Source organism: Ensifer sp. GW823-FHT05D09, from assembly GCF_058795755.1.
Genome location: NZ_JBXAIA010000001.1, coordinates 924,790 through 937,200 on the forward strand (window position 1 = coordinate 924,790; position 12,411 = coordinate 937,200).

The window sequence follows — 12,411 nt, forward strand, 5'->3', positions numbered from 1 at the left end:
CGACAATCAATGTAGGTGTTGCACGTCGACCAGATTGGCCCGTGTGGCCATCGGGCTGCGTCCTATCCGCAGCCCGCGGTTGGTCCGCCCTTTGCGGGCCTAGAGCGTTTCCGATTTAGACGGAAACACAGAAACGCTCTATGTCTCTGTTTTTACGCATTTCCTGACGAAAAACCGCTCCGCACTTTTCCTGGAAATGCTTTAAGCCCGCTTCATCAGAGGAAACCGCTCTTTCAACAATCGCTGGATGGATTCCGAGCCGATCGGCGGGCCAAACAGGAAGCTCTGGCCATAGTCGCAACCCATCTGCGCGAGCTGGATCGCGTCTTCCTCGGACTCGATGCCTTCGGCCACCACCTGCATTTCAAGTTCGCGCGCCATTGTGATCACCGAGCGCAACAGAATGCCGCGTTTGTCGCTCGGGTCTCGCACCAGCGCCTTGTCTATCTTGATCGTGTCGAAGGGGAACCGGGTGAGATAGGACAGCGACGAGTGGCCCGTGCCGAAGTCGTCGAGCGCCAGCTTCAGCCCGGCCTCCTTCAACTTCTCGAGCACCAGCCGCGCCTGTTCCGGGTTCTCCATCACGAGAGATTCCGTCAGTTCCATCTTCACCTTGGTCGGGTCGCAACGGTTCTTGTTGAGAACGGCTCGAATGTCGTCATAGAGCTCGTTGTTGAGCAGCTGCGCGCTGGAAAGGTTGATCGACACGAAGATCGGCAGGTCGCCGGTCTGGATCTGCCATTCCGTGAGGTCGCTGGTTGCTTTGTCGAAGGCGAACATTCCGAGCTGGTTGATCAGGTCGGAATTCTCGGCGATCGGGATGAACTCGGTCGGAGAGACGTTGCCGCGCTTGGGGTGGTCCCAGCGCATCAGCGCCTCAAAGCCGGCGATCTCGGCGTCGCTGAGCCGCACGATCGGCTGATAGACCAGCGACAGTTCCTTGCGTTCGATCGCGCGCTTGAGATCAGCTTCAAGCTGCATGCGATCCGAGCCGGAAGTCCTGAAGGCCGGGCGGAAGGGCTCGACGCGGTTGCCGCCTTCCTTCTTGGCGCGGAACATCGCCAGCTCCGCATCGTCGATCAGGCCGGCAGCGCTCTGTTCCTGGTCGAGCCACGAGACGAGGCCGATCGAGGCGGTGAGATTGATTTCCCGGTTGCCGTAGTTGAGCGGCACCATGATCGCCTTGCTGACTGCGTCGGCGAAATCGGCAACCTTCGCCGGATCCCGTTCCGACATCAGGATCAGCCCGAACTGGTCGCCGCCGAGGCGCGCGAGCGTATCCTGCGGACGCAGCAACCGGCGCAACCGGCGCGTCAGTGCGATCAGGATGTTGTCGCCGGCGGCAATGCCGAGCAGGTCGTTGACCTGCTTGTAGCGGTCGATGTCGATGGCAAGCACGGTCGGACGTGCCGTCGTCGTGCTGTCGGCCATCAGGAGGATCGACTGCAGGCGGTCGAGGAAGACCTGCCGATTGGGAAGGCCGGTCAGATTGTCATGCAATGCGTTGTGCAGCAGGCGTTCGACCGAATTGCGCTGCTCGGTGATGTCGATGATCGTGCCGACGCAGCGGATGATCTCGCCATTGGCGCCCAGCACCGGGCGGGCGCGGATCGACAGCCAGTGATAATGGCCGTCCTCCGCACGCACGCGGAATTCGTGGTTGAGCTTGCCGCGGCGATGCTCGAGCAGGACATCGAGGGTGGCGCGGAAGCGATCGCGATCGTCAGGGTGCAGCCGCGGCAGCCAGTTGCGAAGCGGCCCGTGCATCGAACCCATTGAGAGGCCGAGCTGCAGCGAGATGTCGGGAATGGTGACCACCCGGTCGCGTGCCACGTCCCAGTCCCAGACCGTGTCGCCGGACCCTGTAAGCGCCAGCGACTGGCGCTCGAGATCGGAAAACAGGCCCTGTTGATAGGCGCCGCCGGCAAAGGCGTGCTGCATGACGGTAAAGCCGATCAGGAGCACGATGAGAACCAGGCCGCCGCCAAGCGCCGGCTGAACGATGTCGTTCGCCAGCTGGCCGGTGACAGTCAGCCAGGCGCCGAACAGCCAGACAAGAATGAGCAGCCAGGCGGGTACCAGCAGGATGGCGCGGTCGTAGCGGTTGAAGCCGAGATAGGCGATCAGCACGATGCCGACGGTTGCCGTCAATGCAAAGGAGAGGCGGGCGATGCCCGATGCAATGGCCGGATCATAGACGGCAACGCCGAAGAGCAGGCCGAGGCCGAGGATCCACGCGAGCGTCGCGTAGCCCAGATGCTGGTGCCATCGATTGAGGTTGAGATAGGTAAACAGGAAGATCACGAGGCCCGCCGCCAGGAAGACTTCGGTGCCCGCGCGCCATATTCGCTCGTCGCCGGCCGTCACGCTGATGAGCTTGGAGAGGAACCCGAAGTCGACGCAGATATAGGCAAGCACTGCCCAGGCAAGTGCTGCCGTCGCCGGCAGCATTGACGTTCCCTTAACCACAAACAGGATCGTCAGGAACACCGCCAAGAGGCCGGCGATGCCAAGCACGATGCCGCGATAAAGCGTAAACGCGTTGACCGTGTCCTTGTAGGCGTCCGGCTGCCAGAGATAGATCTGCGGCAGTTCCGGCGTCGCCAGTTCCGCGACGAAGGTGATGACGGCGCCCGGGTTGAGGGTGATCTGGAACACGTCCGAATCGTCGCTCGGCAACCGTTCGAGTGCGAAACCCTCGCTTGGCGTGATCGACAGGATGCGCTGCGAGCCGAGGTCGGGCCAGAAGAGCTTGGAGTTCACCAGCCGGAAATGCGGCGCGACGATCACCCGGTCGAGCTGTTCGCCGGAAACATTGGCGAGCGCGAACACGGCCCAGTCGCCCTGGTGGTTCTCGGTGCTGGAGCGCACCTCGATGCGACGGACAATGCCGTCGGCACCCGGCGCCGTCGAAACCTGGAAGGCTTCGCTGCGACCGCTATAGATCTCGGTCGTCGCGGTCAGGTCGAGTGCGGTGTCTTCGCGCGAAATCTTGACGGGCTCAAGTGCATGGGCAACGCCGCCAAAGGCGCCGAAAAGTGTCGTGAGAGCGATCAGAAACGCTGCCAGCTTCGAGGCTGACCATGCGAAGGGCGAGCGGGTTAGAGGCATCAAAGGGGCAATTTCCTGTTCGGTACGGCATCATCGGACAGGAGGGAGAAAAGCACATGGTCACGCCATTGCCCGTTTATCCTCAAGTACTGTCTTAAGTAGCCTTCACGCTCAAAACCGGCCTTTTCAAGGAGCCGGATGCTTCTTGAGTTCTCCGGAATACAGGCTGCTTCAATACGGTGCAACTCAAGGCTCGAAAAGATGTAGGGAATTGCAAGCTTGAGGGCGGCAAACATGTGACCGTGGCCGGCGTGGCGCTCGCCCATCCAGTAGCCGATCATGCAGTTTTGCCCGGCGCCGCGGCGGATGTGGCCGATGGTGAGCCCGCCGAGCAGGGTTTCGGCAGGCTTGTGGAAAAGAAAGAGCGGCACGGCCTGGCCGGAGGCGAATTCCTGCTCGTTGCGGATGACGCGGCTGCGAAAGGCGCTTTCCGTCATCTCATCGGCGCGCCAGCTCGGTTCCCACGGCTCGAGAAAGCTGCGGCTCTCGCTTCTCAGCTGGTACCATTGGCGATAGTCGGCGTAACGGGGGAGGCGGAGCAGGTAATCCTGATTGGCGATCTCGACCGTCTCGGGCTGCCGCGACAGGAACCGAAAAACCGATCGTGTCATATGTGCCTCCGAGGCCTTCCAGTTGAACGCGCGGAGTTTCCTGACCGCCCGGCGCACAGTGCCCCTCGCGCTGTCGCAAATCCAAGCGTTGCACAACTTTGCGCACAAATCGAATCCGATTTTACGAAAAGTCGCAAACACTTCGCCGACCGGGCGCTATCGTTCGCCCGGTCGAAACCCGGTGGCCGGTTCAGCTTGCGACGGCGTGTGCGACCGTGGGCTTTCCTGTCAGTGACGACAGGATATCGTTGATCGGCGCCAGCTGTTCGAGCGGCCCGATCGCCGACAGCGTCGGGGTGGTGTCGAAGAACAATCGACCTGCCAAGTCGGTCAGGCGTTCGATGGTGATGCCGGAGAGGCGTTCCATCAGCTCGTCGTTCGGGATCGGACGGCCGTAGAGCATCATCTGTCGGGCGATCTGGCCTGCGCGTGCGGCCGGACTTTCCTGGCCCATCAGCAGCTGGGCGCGGATCTGGGCGCGGGCGCGCTCGATTTCCTGCTGCTCGATGTTCATCGACGACTTGCGCAGCTCGTCGACGATGACAGGCATCAGTTCCGGCAGGTTTTCTCCGCCGGTCGCCGCATGCACACCGAAGATGCCGGTATCGGAGAAGCCCCAGTGGAAGGCATAGACCGAATAGCAGAGGCCGCGGTGCTCGCGCACTTCCTGGAACAGGCGCGAAGACATGCCGCCACCCAGAATGTTGGCGAGAATCTGCGAACAGTAGAAGTCACGGGCGTGATAGGCCTTGCCTTCGAAGCCGAGCAGGATCTGCGCGTCCATCAGGTCGCGGGTTTCGCGGCTCTCGCCGCCGGTATAGATCGCCGTCTCGAGAACCGGCGTTGCCAGCGGTGTGCGCGGCAGGGTCGAAAAGCGTTCCTCGACCTGGCGCACGAAAGCCTCGTGCTCGACGGCCCCGGCGGCAACGACGAACATCCGGTCGGTGGTGTAGTTGCGGCCGAGATACTGGCGGATCTGGTTTGCCGAGAACGACATCACCGTGTCGGGCGTGCCGAGGATCGGGCGTCCGACCGTCTGGTTGCGATAGGCGGTTTCGGCGAAACGGTCGAAGACGACGTCATCGGGCGTGTCGTCGGCAGCACCGATCTCCTGTAGGATCACCTGCTTTTCGCGGCGCAGCTCTTCCTCGTCGAAGCTCGATTCGGTGAGGATGTCGGCAAGAATATCGACCGCCAGCGGCACATGGTCCTTGAGAACACGCGCATAATAGGAGGTCGTTTCGGTCGAGGTCGCGGCGTTGACTTCGCCGCCGACATTCTCGATTTCCTCGGCGATCTGGCGCGCGGTGCGCCGGCCGGTGCCTTTGAAAGCCATGTGCTCAAGCAGATGGCGATGCCATGTTCGCCCACGGTTTCGTTGCGTGAACCCGATTTGATCCACACGCCGAGCGCCACGCTTTCGAGATGCGGCATATGCTCGGTTACCACCGTCAACCCGGAAGGGAGCCGGGTGCACTCAACTTTCATCATACGTTTCTTCTCGTTCTTACCCCTGGAGGCGGGTGTGCTCGCCGATAAAGGTCTCGACGCTCTTCAGATCCGCTTCCAGGATATCGAAACGCTCCTCCCTGTTCATCAGGTCAGCAAGCCACGTCGGAAGCGCCGGGTCAATACCACTTGCCGATTTTACGGCGTCGGGGAATTTGGCGGGATGGGCGGTCGCGAGCGTCACCATCGGGGCCGAAGCCTTCTCGTGCTTGGCCGCCACGAAGACGCCGATGGCGCTGTGCGGATCGAGCAGGTAGCCGGTCTCTTCCAAGGTCTTGGCGATGGTCTTGGCGACCTCTTTCTCGGAGGCGCGGCCGGCGCGGAACTCTTTGCGGATCGCCTTCAGCGCCTTTTCGCGGATGGCAAAGGAGCCGGACTGCTTGAGGCTGTCCATGGCGGAGCGGACTTCAGCCGGGTCGCGATCGTTGGCTTCGAACAGCAACCGCTCGAAGTTCGACGAGATCTGGATGTCCATCGACGGCGACGTGGTCGCCCTGACACCACGCATTTCGTAGCGGCCGGTCTTCAGCGTGCGGGCGAGGATGTCGTTTTCGTTGGTGGCGACGACAAGCTTGTCGATCGGCAGGCCCATGCGCTTGGCGACGTAGCCGGCGAAGATATCGCCGAAGTTGCCGGTCGGCACGGTGAAGGAGATTTTGCGGTCCGGCCCTCCGAGCGCAATGGCGGTGGTGAAATAATAGACGATCTGGGCCATGATCCGCGCCCAGTTGATCGAGTTGACGCCTGAAAGCTTGACGCGGTCGCGGAAGGCGACATCGTTGAACATGCCTTTGACGAGGTCCTGGCAGTCGTCGAAATTGCCTTTGACGGCGATGGCGTGGACGTTGCCTGCCTTCGAGGTCGTCATCTGCCGCTGCTGGACCGGCGAAACCTTGCCATGCGGGAAGAGGATGAAGATATCGGTGCGCTCGCGCCCGGCAAAGGCGTCGATGGCCGCACCACCGGTATCGCCCGAGGTTGCGCCGACGATGGTTGCCCGTTCGCCGCGCTCGGCAAGCACATAGTCCATCAGGCGGGCGAGCAGTTGCATCGCCACGTCCTTGAAGGCGAGCGTCGAGCCGTGAAACAGTTCCATGACGAAGGCATTGGGACCGGTCTGGACGAGGGGGGCGATCGCCGGATGACGGAACGTGGCATAGGCCTCGTCGATCATCTCGCGAAATTTGGCCGAGGGGATTTCACCGTGGATGAAAGGCTCGAGGACGGCGAAAGCGATGTCCTGATAGGATTTGCCGCGCAGCGCCCGGATCTCTTTCTTGGATAGGGTCGGCCATTCCTTGGGAAGGTAGAGACCGCCATCGCGCGCAAGGCCCGCAAGCAGTGCATCGCAAAAGCCGAGGGGGGCGGCCTCGCCGCGCGTCGAGATATACTTCACCATCCTAGTCCTTCGTCTTGCCTTCGGATCGCGGCGACCCTATGCGAACCGGCCGCGGTGCGTCTGTCTTATTGCGTCAGTCCTTGACAAAGTCCCCACGCATTCTTGTCACCCGTGCAATTTCCGGTCTCAAGCGTCGTTTCGGAAAATTCCGATCGAGGCGTTTGACCCAATCGATTTTTCAATTCGCCGCTGCTATAGACGATGCCCGAAGGCCATGAAAGGCCTTCCGGCCGAGATTTCGGTCAAGGAGTTTCAACCGGTTCAGTAGAGGTTGTTCAACGTGTTTGGCAAAGTATCCCGGCCTGTCCTCGCAATATCATTTCTCGCGATCCTCGCCGGCTGTAACAAGACGCAATCCGGTGGAGCAATCGATGCGGGCGGCAGCGCCGCCGCCCCGACACCGGCCGTTGTCCAGGCCGCATGCCCGCAGGTAATCCTGAGAGACGGCACCTCGTCGTTCCGGACCTATGCAAAGGGCGGTAAGGACGACCCAACCAAGGTCATCTATCAGGTGTCGCTTGCCGATACGACGCGGCAATGCGTGCTGAGTGAGACTGCCATGACGGTCACCGTTGTGGTTCAAGGCCGTGTCGTCAGCGGTCCGGCCGGCGGCCCCGGCAAGGTCACCATGCCGATCCGCGTAGCGGCAACGGATGAAGAAAAGACGCTCTATTCCGAGTTGGTCCAGCACGTGGTCGAGGTCCCCGCAAGCGGTTCGACCCAGTTCGTCTTCACCAAGACGGACGTCGCACTGCCGGCTGGTTCCGGTTCCAATGCCAAGGTCTACGTCGGCTTCGATGAAGGTCCGCCGGCCAAGCGCAAGAAGTAAGCGGCTGTATCCACTGCCTGAAACGAAAAACGCCGGGGCATGCCCCGGCGTTTTCATGTCTTGATGCTAAGCGATCACTCGGCCGCGACGCTCTTGCCGCCTTCCCACTTGTAGAGGGAGAAGGCCTGCGAGGTCAGGTCACCGGCTTCGCCGTAGGTGAGCTTGCCCAGCACCGTGTCGATCGCCTCGCCGGACTTGATCGCGGTCGCAACCGCAGTCGCATCCTCGGCGGAACCAGCCTTCTCGATGCCGGCCTTCAGCACCTGCACGGCGGCATAGGCGTTGAGGGTAAACGCTTCGGCCGGAATGTTCTTGACCTTCAGCGCCTCGACGGCCGGAGCCGACGCCGGGTTGCGGGTGGCGTCGCTGGCATTGGTGTAGATCGTGCCTGCAGCAGCTTCGCCGCCGATTGCCCAGAACTCGGTGTTCGACAGGCCGTCGCCGCCGAAGATCTGTGCGGTCACGCCCTGGTCGCGCATCTGGCGTGCGAGCAAGCCGCCTTCCGGATGGTAGCCGCCGAAATAGACGACATCGACCTTTTCGGCCTTCAGGCGGGTGACGATGGCGCTGAAGTCCTTGTCACCAGGGTTGAGGCCTTCATAGACGACTTCGGTGATGCCACCGGCGTTGATGCCCTTCTTGAAGCCGTCGGCCAGCCCCTTGCCATAGGGCGCCTTGTCGTGCAGCACGGCGACCTTCTTGTCCTTGAGGTTCTTGACCACATAAGCGGCTGCGACCTCGGCCTGCTGGTCGTCGCGACCGCAGGTGCGCAGCACGTTCCAGAGACCGCGGGTGGTCAGGTCAGGTGTGGTGGCCGTCGGCGTCACCATCAGGATGCCGTTTTCGGCGAGAACGTCGGAAGCTGCCATCGACGTGCCCGAAAGCACCGGGCCGACAACGAAGCGGATGCCTTCACCCGCTGCCTGGTTTGCCACCGACACGGCCTGCTTGGGGTCGCCAGCGTCGTCCATCATCTTCAGGACGATCTTTTCGCCGTTGATGCCACCGGCCTTGTTGATCTCTTCTGCGGCCGCTTCCGCGCCGTTCTTGACCTGCTCGCCATAGGCCGCGACCGGGCCGGTCAGCGGCGTGATGACGCCAACGGTGATATCGGCAAAGGCGAGCGGCCCGAAGGCAACGCTGGCTGCCAGGGTCAGGCCCGTCAACAGTGAAAGACGCATGGTGTTTCCTCCTAGAAATACCCCTTGTGGGGCTTGGCTGATATGGCCCTCGTGCGCGGTGCGAAAACCGGGGAGATCTTCGGAGGGACAGTGATCACACATCAATGTGACATCGTGTCCCTCGGCGCCCAATCCGACGCCCGCCGTGATGGCCGAGAGCTTTTTCCCGCCCCGGTGAAATAGTCCGGGGCGAAAGGGATCTGCAGGCGGCTTGCGCCCGCGTGTGCCGGTTCAGGCCGTCATCGATTCCGACCATTCGGAAAGAGCGGCGATCACGCCCGGCAGTGCCGACATGCGCGAAATCACCGTTTCGGCGCCTGCTTCAGTCAGCTGGTCGGCATGCGATGGGTGGGTGTGCGAGCCGCCGGTAAAGCCGACGACCCGCATGCCGGCCGCGCGCGCACCATGAATGCCGTGCACCGAATCCTCGATGACCAGGACCCGGGAAGGGGCGACGCCCATCTGCTTGGCGCCGTGCAGGAAGATATCCGGCTTCGGCTTGACCCGGTCCGCTCCCAGATCGCGGGCGGAGTAGATGTGGCGGCCGAAGTGGTCCTTGATGCCGACCTTGCCGAGCATCATGGCAAGCCGCGCCGAGGTCGAGTTGGAGCAGATGCAGTGCGGCAGCTTGAGCTGCGCCAGCATCGGCTTGACGCCGTCGATGATGTTGAGGTCGCGCGCAAGACGCTCGTCGAGGATGGCGTCAACCTTGCTGATGAGCTGGGCCGAAAGCGGGACGCTCGCTTCCTTTTCGATCTGCAGCAGCGTGTTCTGCCAGGTCATGCCGGCGAAGCGCTCTGCCATTTCCTCGACGCTGATCGGATAACCGGCTTCGGTCAAGAGGGCCGCTTCGACTTCCGAGGCGATGATTTCCGAATCGACGAGAACGCCGTCGCAATCGAAGATGATGAGATCGATACCGTTCATTTAAGTCAGTTCCCTGGGAGAAGGAGGCGCCGCAGGCAGGGGGAGGGTCTCTTTCGCGGCGCGTGCTTTTGTACGCGGAATGCTTATACGATGGCGGCCGAAATCTCAACCTTTGGAAATCGTCGAAAGGCCGCTGTCGCTTGCTCGACAGGCCCTGCCGGCCCCTCTAGATGTAGCCGATGGACAAGCAACGGGACGATACGATCGCAAGCCGCATCAGCCGGGCACTGGCCGAGAGGATCATCTCGGGTGCGCTGACGCCGGGCGAGCGTTTGCGCCAGGACCACATCGCTGAGGAATTCGGCGCAAGCCACGTGCCGGTACGCGAAGCGTTCAGGCTGCTGGAGGCGCAAGGGCTTGCTGTCAGCGAACCGCGTCGCGGTTTTCGAGTGGCAGCGTTCGATCTGAAGGAGGTCCGCGAGGTCGCCGAAATGCGGGCGGTTCTCGAAGTGCTGGCGCTGCGCCATGCGATCCCGCATCTGACGGCCGCCATCCTCGATCGGGCGGAGGCGGCCACGGTCGCGGCCGATACGTCGCGCGACGTCCGCTCCTGGGAGGCTGCCAATCGCGCTTTCCATCGGTTGCTCCTTACGCCCTGCGGCATGCCGCGGCTGCTGGCCTCGATCGACGATCTGCATGCGGCGAGCGCCCGCTTTCTGTTTTCGGCATGGCGGAGCAGCTGGGAAGCGCGCACCGATCACGATCATCGCGCGATCCTTGCCGCCTTGCGCGAAGGTCGAGGCGACGAGGCGGCGAAAATCCTCGAGCGCCATGTCGGCTGGATCGGCAAAACGCCGGTCAAGACCGCTACGGGCGAGACGCGAGAGGCGTTTTCCATCGTCGGATAGGCTTCCAGCGCAGCCGTTACGTTCCGGCTGCGGTCTCCTTTGGAAAATTATCTATAATTTTGTTTTTCTCTATTCTGCAGTCTGTTGCGAGCTTGCTGGTGCGAGTTCGTGCGCCGTTTTCGCGCGGCCTGCGGATTGACCGCCCCGCCTTCTGACGCTAGTGGGAGTCATATTATAGATAGAATCAAAAATTATCTATAATTTGAAAACAACCACGGAGACCCAGATGCCCAATCTCGCTTCCGCCCACGCGCCCCTCTTCGATCCGCTCCGCCTCGATGGTAAAACCTGGCCGGTAAAGGCCCTGTTCGTGCTGCTTGGAACGGGTTTTCTTGCTCTCTCCTCGCAGATCAGCGTGCCGATGGTCCCGGTGCCGGTGACCATGCAGACTTTTGCCGTGACGATGATCGGCGTCGTCTATGGCTGGCGGCTTGGCATGGCCACAGTCCTTGCCTGGCTCGCCGAGGGCATGATGGGCTTGCCGGTCCTGGCCAATGGCGCCGGCGGTCTTGCGCATTTTGCAGGCCCCACCGCCGGTTATCTCGCGGCCTTCCCGCTGGTCGCCGGCCTTGCCGGCTGGCTGGCGCAACGCGGGTGGACCGGTGATCGCCTCGTGTTGAGCTTCTCTGCCCATTTCGCCGCCAACATGCTGTGCCTTGTTCTTGGCGCTGCCTGGCTTGCGACGTTGATCGGTTTCGAGCAGGCAATCGCCCTCGGTGCCGCGCCCTTCGTGCTCGGCGCTGCGCTGAAGTCGGCGCTTGCTGCAGCTGTGCTGAAGGCCGTCCAGCGCTATGCGCAGAAGCCGAAGGACCTCATTTGACCGTCCGGCTGCGCGGGCACCATCTGCTGTGTCTGCTGACGTTCGTGGGCGAGGGCTATACGCCCTCGTTCACCCGCAACTATGTCGGCATTGCCAAGCGCCTGTCCGCCGGTGAAAGCATAACCGTCGTCGATGGCCCGGACGATGTTTGTGCGCCAATGCTGTGCGAAGCCGGCGCCCATTGCCGGGAAGACAGCATCACGCGACGGGACAGTCTTGCGCTCGCGGCGGTCGCGGACGTCCTCGACAGGTCCGTCGAGTCTGGTTCGGTGCTGGTGCTCGATGCCGACAGACTGCGGCGGTTGCGATCGGCCTTCGCCGAGGGGAGAACTGCGGCGGCCTGTGCCGAATGCGAATGGGCCGGCCTCTGCCGCAGCGTTGCCGATGGTGGTTTCGGGAATGCCCTCGTGCATGCAGCCGAGGACCCGTCTTTACTGCGGGAAGAGCTCTGAAAAGGCTTTCTCGCCGCTATCGGTGAAGCGGATGGCGCGGCTGTTGTTCTCGCGCTTTGCCCAGCCCTTGTCGATGAACAGCGTCAGCAGCGCCTCGCCGAGCGAGCCTGCAAGATGCGACCGTCGTTCGCTCCAGTCGAGGCAGGTCCGGCAGATCGGCCGGCGGGATTTTTTCAAGGACGCGTAGTTGATGCCGAGCGCTTCGATGCGGATCTGGCCCGCATCGGTCAAGGCGAGGTCGTCGCCTGCAATCTCGATCTGCTTGGCGGAGATCAGGCTGTCGAGCATGCGCACGCCGTAGTCACCGGCGAGGTGATTGTAGCAGACACGGGCCTTGCGCAGAGCCGGGTCCTTGGGTCCGGGACGATGACGGTTCATGCCGAGGCTGGCGGCAAATCCCATGAGGTTTTCGAGCATCAGCCCGACCTCGTCTTCGGCGAGTTGGTAGTAACGGTGACGGCCCTGCTTGCGCTGGGTCAAAAGCCCGCCGCTCTCGAGCTTGGAAAGATGGGAGCTCGCCGTCTGCAGCGTGATGCCCGCATGTCCGGCAAGCTCGGTCGGCGTCAATGCCCGCCCGCCAATCAGGGCGGTCAGCATGTTGGCGCGCGCGGGATCGCCGATCAGCGAACCGATGAGAGCGATGTCTGGACCTTCTTTCATACTTCGATGGTAGTCGAAGCATTGAGGGTCGGCAAGCGGGCATAGTGGCTCATCGAAACGCGTC

General features: G+C 62.3%; 10 protein-coding genes and 1 pseudogene. 4 read left to right on the forward strand and 7 right to left on the reverse strand.

Annotation, left to right across the window (positions count from 1 at the left end; translation table 11 throughout):
• Positions 1 to 201 precede the first annotated feature (201 nt).
• The 4 genes and pseudogenes from AC1Q80_RS04505 to thrC all read right to left on the reverse strand — a co-directional run bounded on the left by AC1Q80_RS04505 (position 202) and on the right by thrC (position 6,630).
• Positions 202 to 3,111 (reverse strand): EAL domain-containing protein, encoded by a 2,910-nt coding sequence (locus AC1Q80_RS04505; protein ID WP_173419233.1) that lies wholly within the window; start codon positions 3,109 to 3,111, stop codon positions 202 to 204.
• The gene (locus AC1Q80_RS04510; protein WP_209788464.1) at positions 3,111 to 3,722 is read right to left on the reverse strand and encodes a GNAT family N-acetyltransferase; all 612 of its coding nucleotides are present in this window, start codon (positions 3,720 to 3,722) and stop codon (positions 3,111 to 3,113) included. Before AC1Q80_RS04510 ends, AC1Q80_RS04505 begins: the two co-directional genes overlap by 1 nt.
• 190 nt (positions 3,723 to 3,912) lie before the next feature.
• Positions 3,913 to 5,213 (reverse strand): annotated as a pseudogene (locus AC1Q80_RS04515) (M16 family metallopeptidase).
• A gap of 16 nt (positions 5,214 to 5,229) precedes the next feature.
• Entirely contained in the window at positions 5,230 to 6,630 is a 1,401-nt protein-coding gene (thrC, locus tag AC1Q80_RS04520; protein ID WP_492359727.1) for a threonine synthase, read from the reverse strand.
• Between the two features lie 280 nt (positions 6,631 to 6,910).
• On the opposite strand from thrC, the gene AC1Q80_RS04525 reads away from it, so the two are divergent.
• The gene (locus tag AC1Q80_RS04525; protein WP_492359728.1) at positions 6,911 to 7,459 is read left to right on the forward strand and encodes a hypothetical protein; all 549 of its coding nucleotides are present in this window, start codon (positions 6,911 to 6,913) and stop codon (positions 7,457 to 7,459) included.
• 74 nt (positions 7,460 to 7,533) lie between these two features.
• Here the strand turns inward: AC1Q80_RS04525 and AC1Q80_RS04530 are convergent, their stop codons facing one another.
• On the reverse strand, positions 7,534 to 8,640 hold the full coding sequence (locus AC1Q80_RS04530; protein ID WP_173419237.1) for an ABC transporter substrate-binding protein: 1,107 nt from the start codon (positions 8,638 to 8,640) through the stop codon (positions 7,534 to 7,536).
• A 231-nt stretch (positions 8,641 to 8,871) separates the two neighbouring features.
• Positions 8,872 to 9,567 (reverse strand): HAD family hydrolase, encoded by a 696-nt coding sequence (locus AC1Q80_RS04535; RefSeq protein ID WP_173419238.1) that lies wholly within the window; start codon positions 9,565 to 9,567, stop codon positions 8,872 to 8,874.
• Positions 9,568 to 9,746: 179 nt separating this feature from the next.
• Here AC1Q80_RS04535 and AC1Q80_RS04540 point away from each other — a divergent pair, with 179 nt between their 5' ends.
• The 3 genes from AC1Q80_RS04540 (at position 9,747) to AC1Q80_RS04550 (ending at position 11,687) form a co-directional block, all read left to right on the forward strand.
• On the forward strand, positions 9,747 to 10,415 hold the full coding sequence (locus AC1Q80_RS04540) for a GntR family transcriptional regulator (protein ID WP_173419239.1): 669 nt from the start codon (positions 9,747 to 9,749) through the stop codon (positions 10,413 to 10,415).
• A gap of 226 nt (positions 10,416 to 10,641) precedes the next feature.
• Positions 10,642 to 11,235, forward strand: a complete 594-nt coding sequence (locus AC1Q80_RS04545; protein WP_492359729.1) for a biotin transporter BioY — start codon at positions 10,642 to 10,644, stop codon at positions 11,233 to 11,235.
• Complete coding sequence (locus AC1Q80_RS04550; RefSeq protein WP_492359730.1) at positions 11,232 to 11,687, forward strand: DUF1284 domain-containing protein; 456 nt, start codon at positions 11,232 to 11,234, stop codon at positions 11,685 to 11,687. The genes AC1Q80_RS04545 and AC1Q80_RS04550 overlap by 4 nt, the downstream gene beginning before the upstream one ends.
• Here AC1Q80_RS04550 and AC1Q80_RS04555 read toward each other — a convergent pair.
• The gene (locus tag AC1Q80_RS04555; RefSeq protein ID WP_492359731.1) at positions 11,667 to 12,347 is read right to left on the reverse strand and encodes an ArsR/SmtB family transcription factor; all 681 of its coding nucleotides are present in this window, start codon (positions 12,345 to 12,347) and stop codon (positions 11,667 to 11,669) included. The genes AC1Q80_RS04550 and AC1Q80_RS04555 overlap by 21 nt on opposite strands.
• Positions 12,348 to 12,411: the final 64 nt, after the last annotated feature.

Excerpts from the sequence above, each read along its gene's own strand:
- AC1Q80_RS04510 (WP_209788464.1), bottom strand. The coding sequence starts at position 3,722 with ATGACACGATCGGTTTTTCGGTTCCTGTCGCGGCAGCCCGAGACGGTC.
- AC1Q80_RS04505 (WP_173419233.1), bottom strand. The coding sequence starts at position 3,111 with ATGCCTCTAACCCGCTCGCCCTTCGCATGGTCAGCCTCGAAGCTGGCA.
- AC1Q80_RS04555 (WP_492359731.1), bottom strand. The coding sequence starts at position 12,347 with ATGAAAGAAGGTCCAGACATCGCTCTCATCGGTTCGCTGATCGGCGAT.
- AC1Q80_RS04545 (WP_492359729.1), top strand. The coding sequence starts at position 10,642 with ATGCCCAATCTCGCTTCCGCCCACGCGCCCCTCTTCGATCCGCTCCGC.
- AC1Q80_RS04540 (WP_173419239.1), top strand. The coding sequence starts at position 9,747 with ATGGACAAGCAACGGGACGATACGATCGCAAGCCGCATCAGCCGGGCA.
- thrC (WP_492359727.1), bottom strand. The coding sequence starts at position 6,630 with ATGGTGAAGTATATCTCGACGCGCGGCGAGGCCGCCCCCCTCGGCTTT.
- AC1Q80_RS04530 (WP_173419237.1), bottom strand. The coding sequence starts at position 8,640 with ATGCGTCTTTCACTGTTGACGGGCCTGACCCTGGCAGCCAGCGTTGCC.
- AC1Q80_RS04535 (WP_173419238.1), bottom strand. The coding sequence starts at position 9,567 with ATGAACGGTATCGATCTCATCATCTTCGATTGCGACGGCGTTCTCGTC.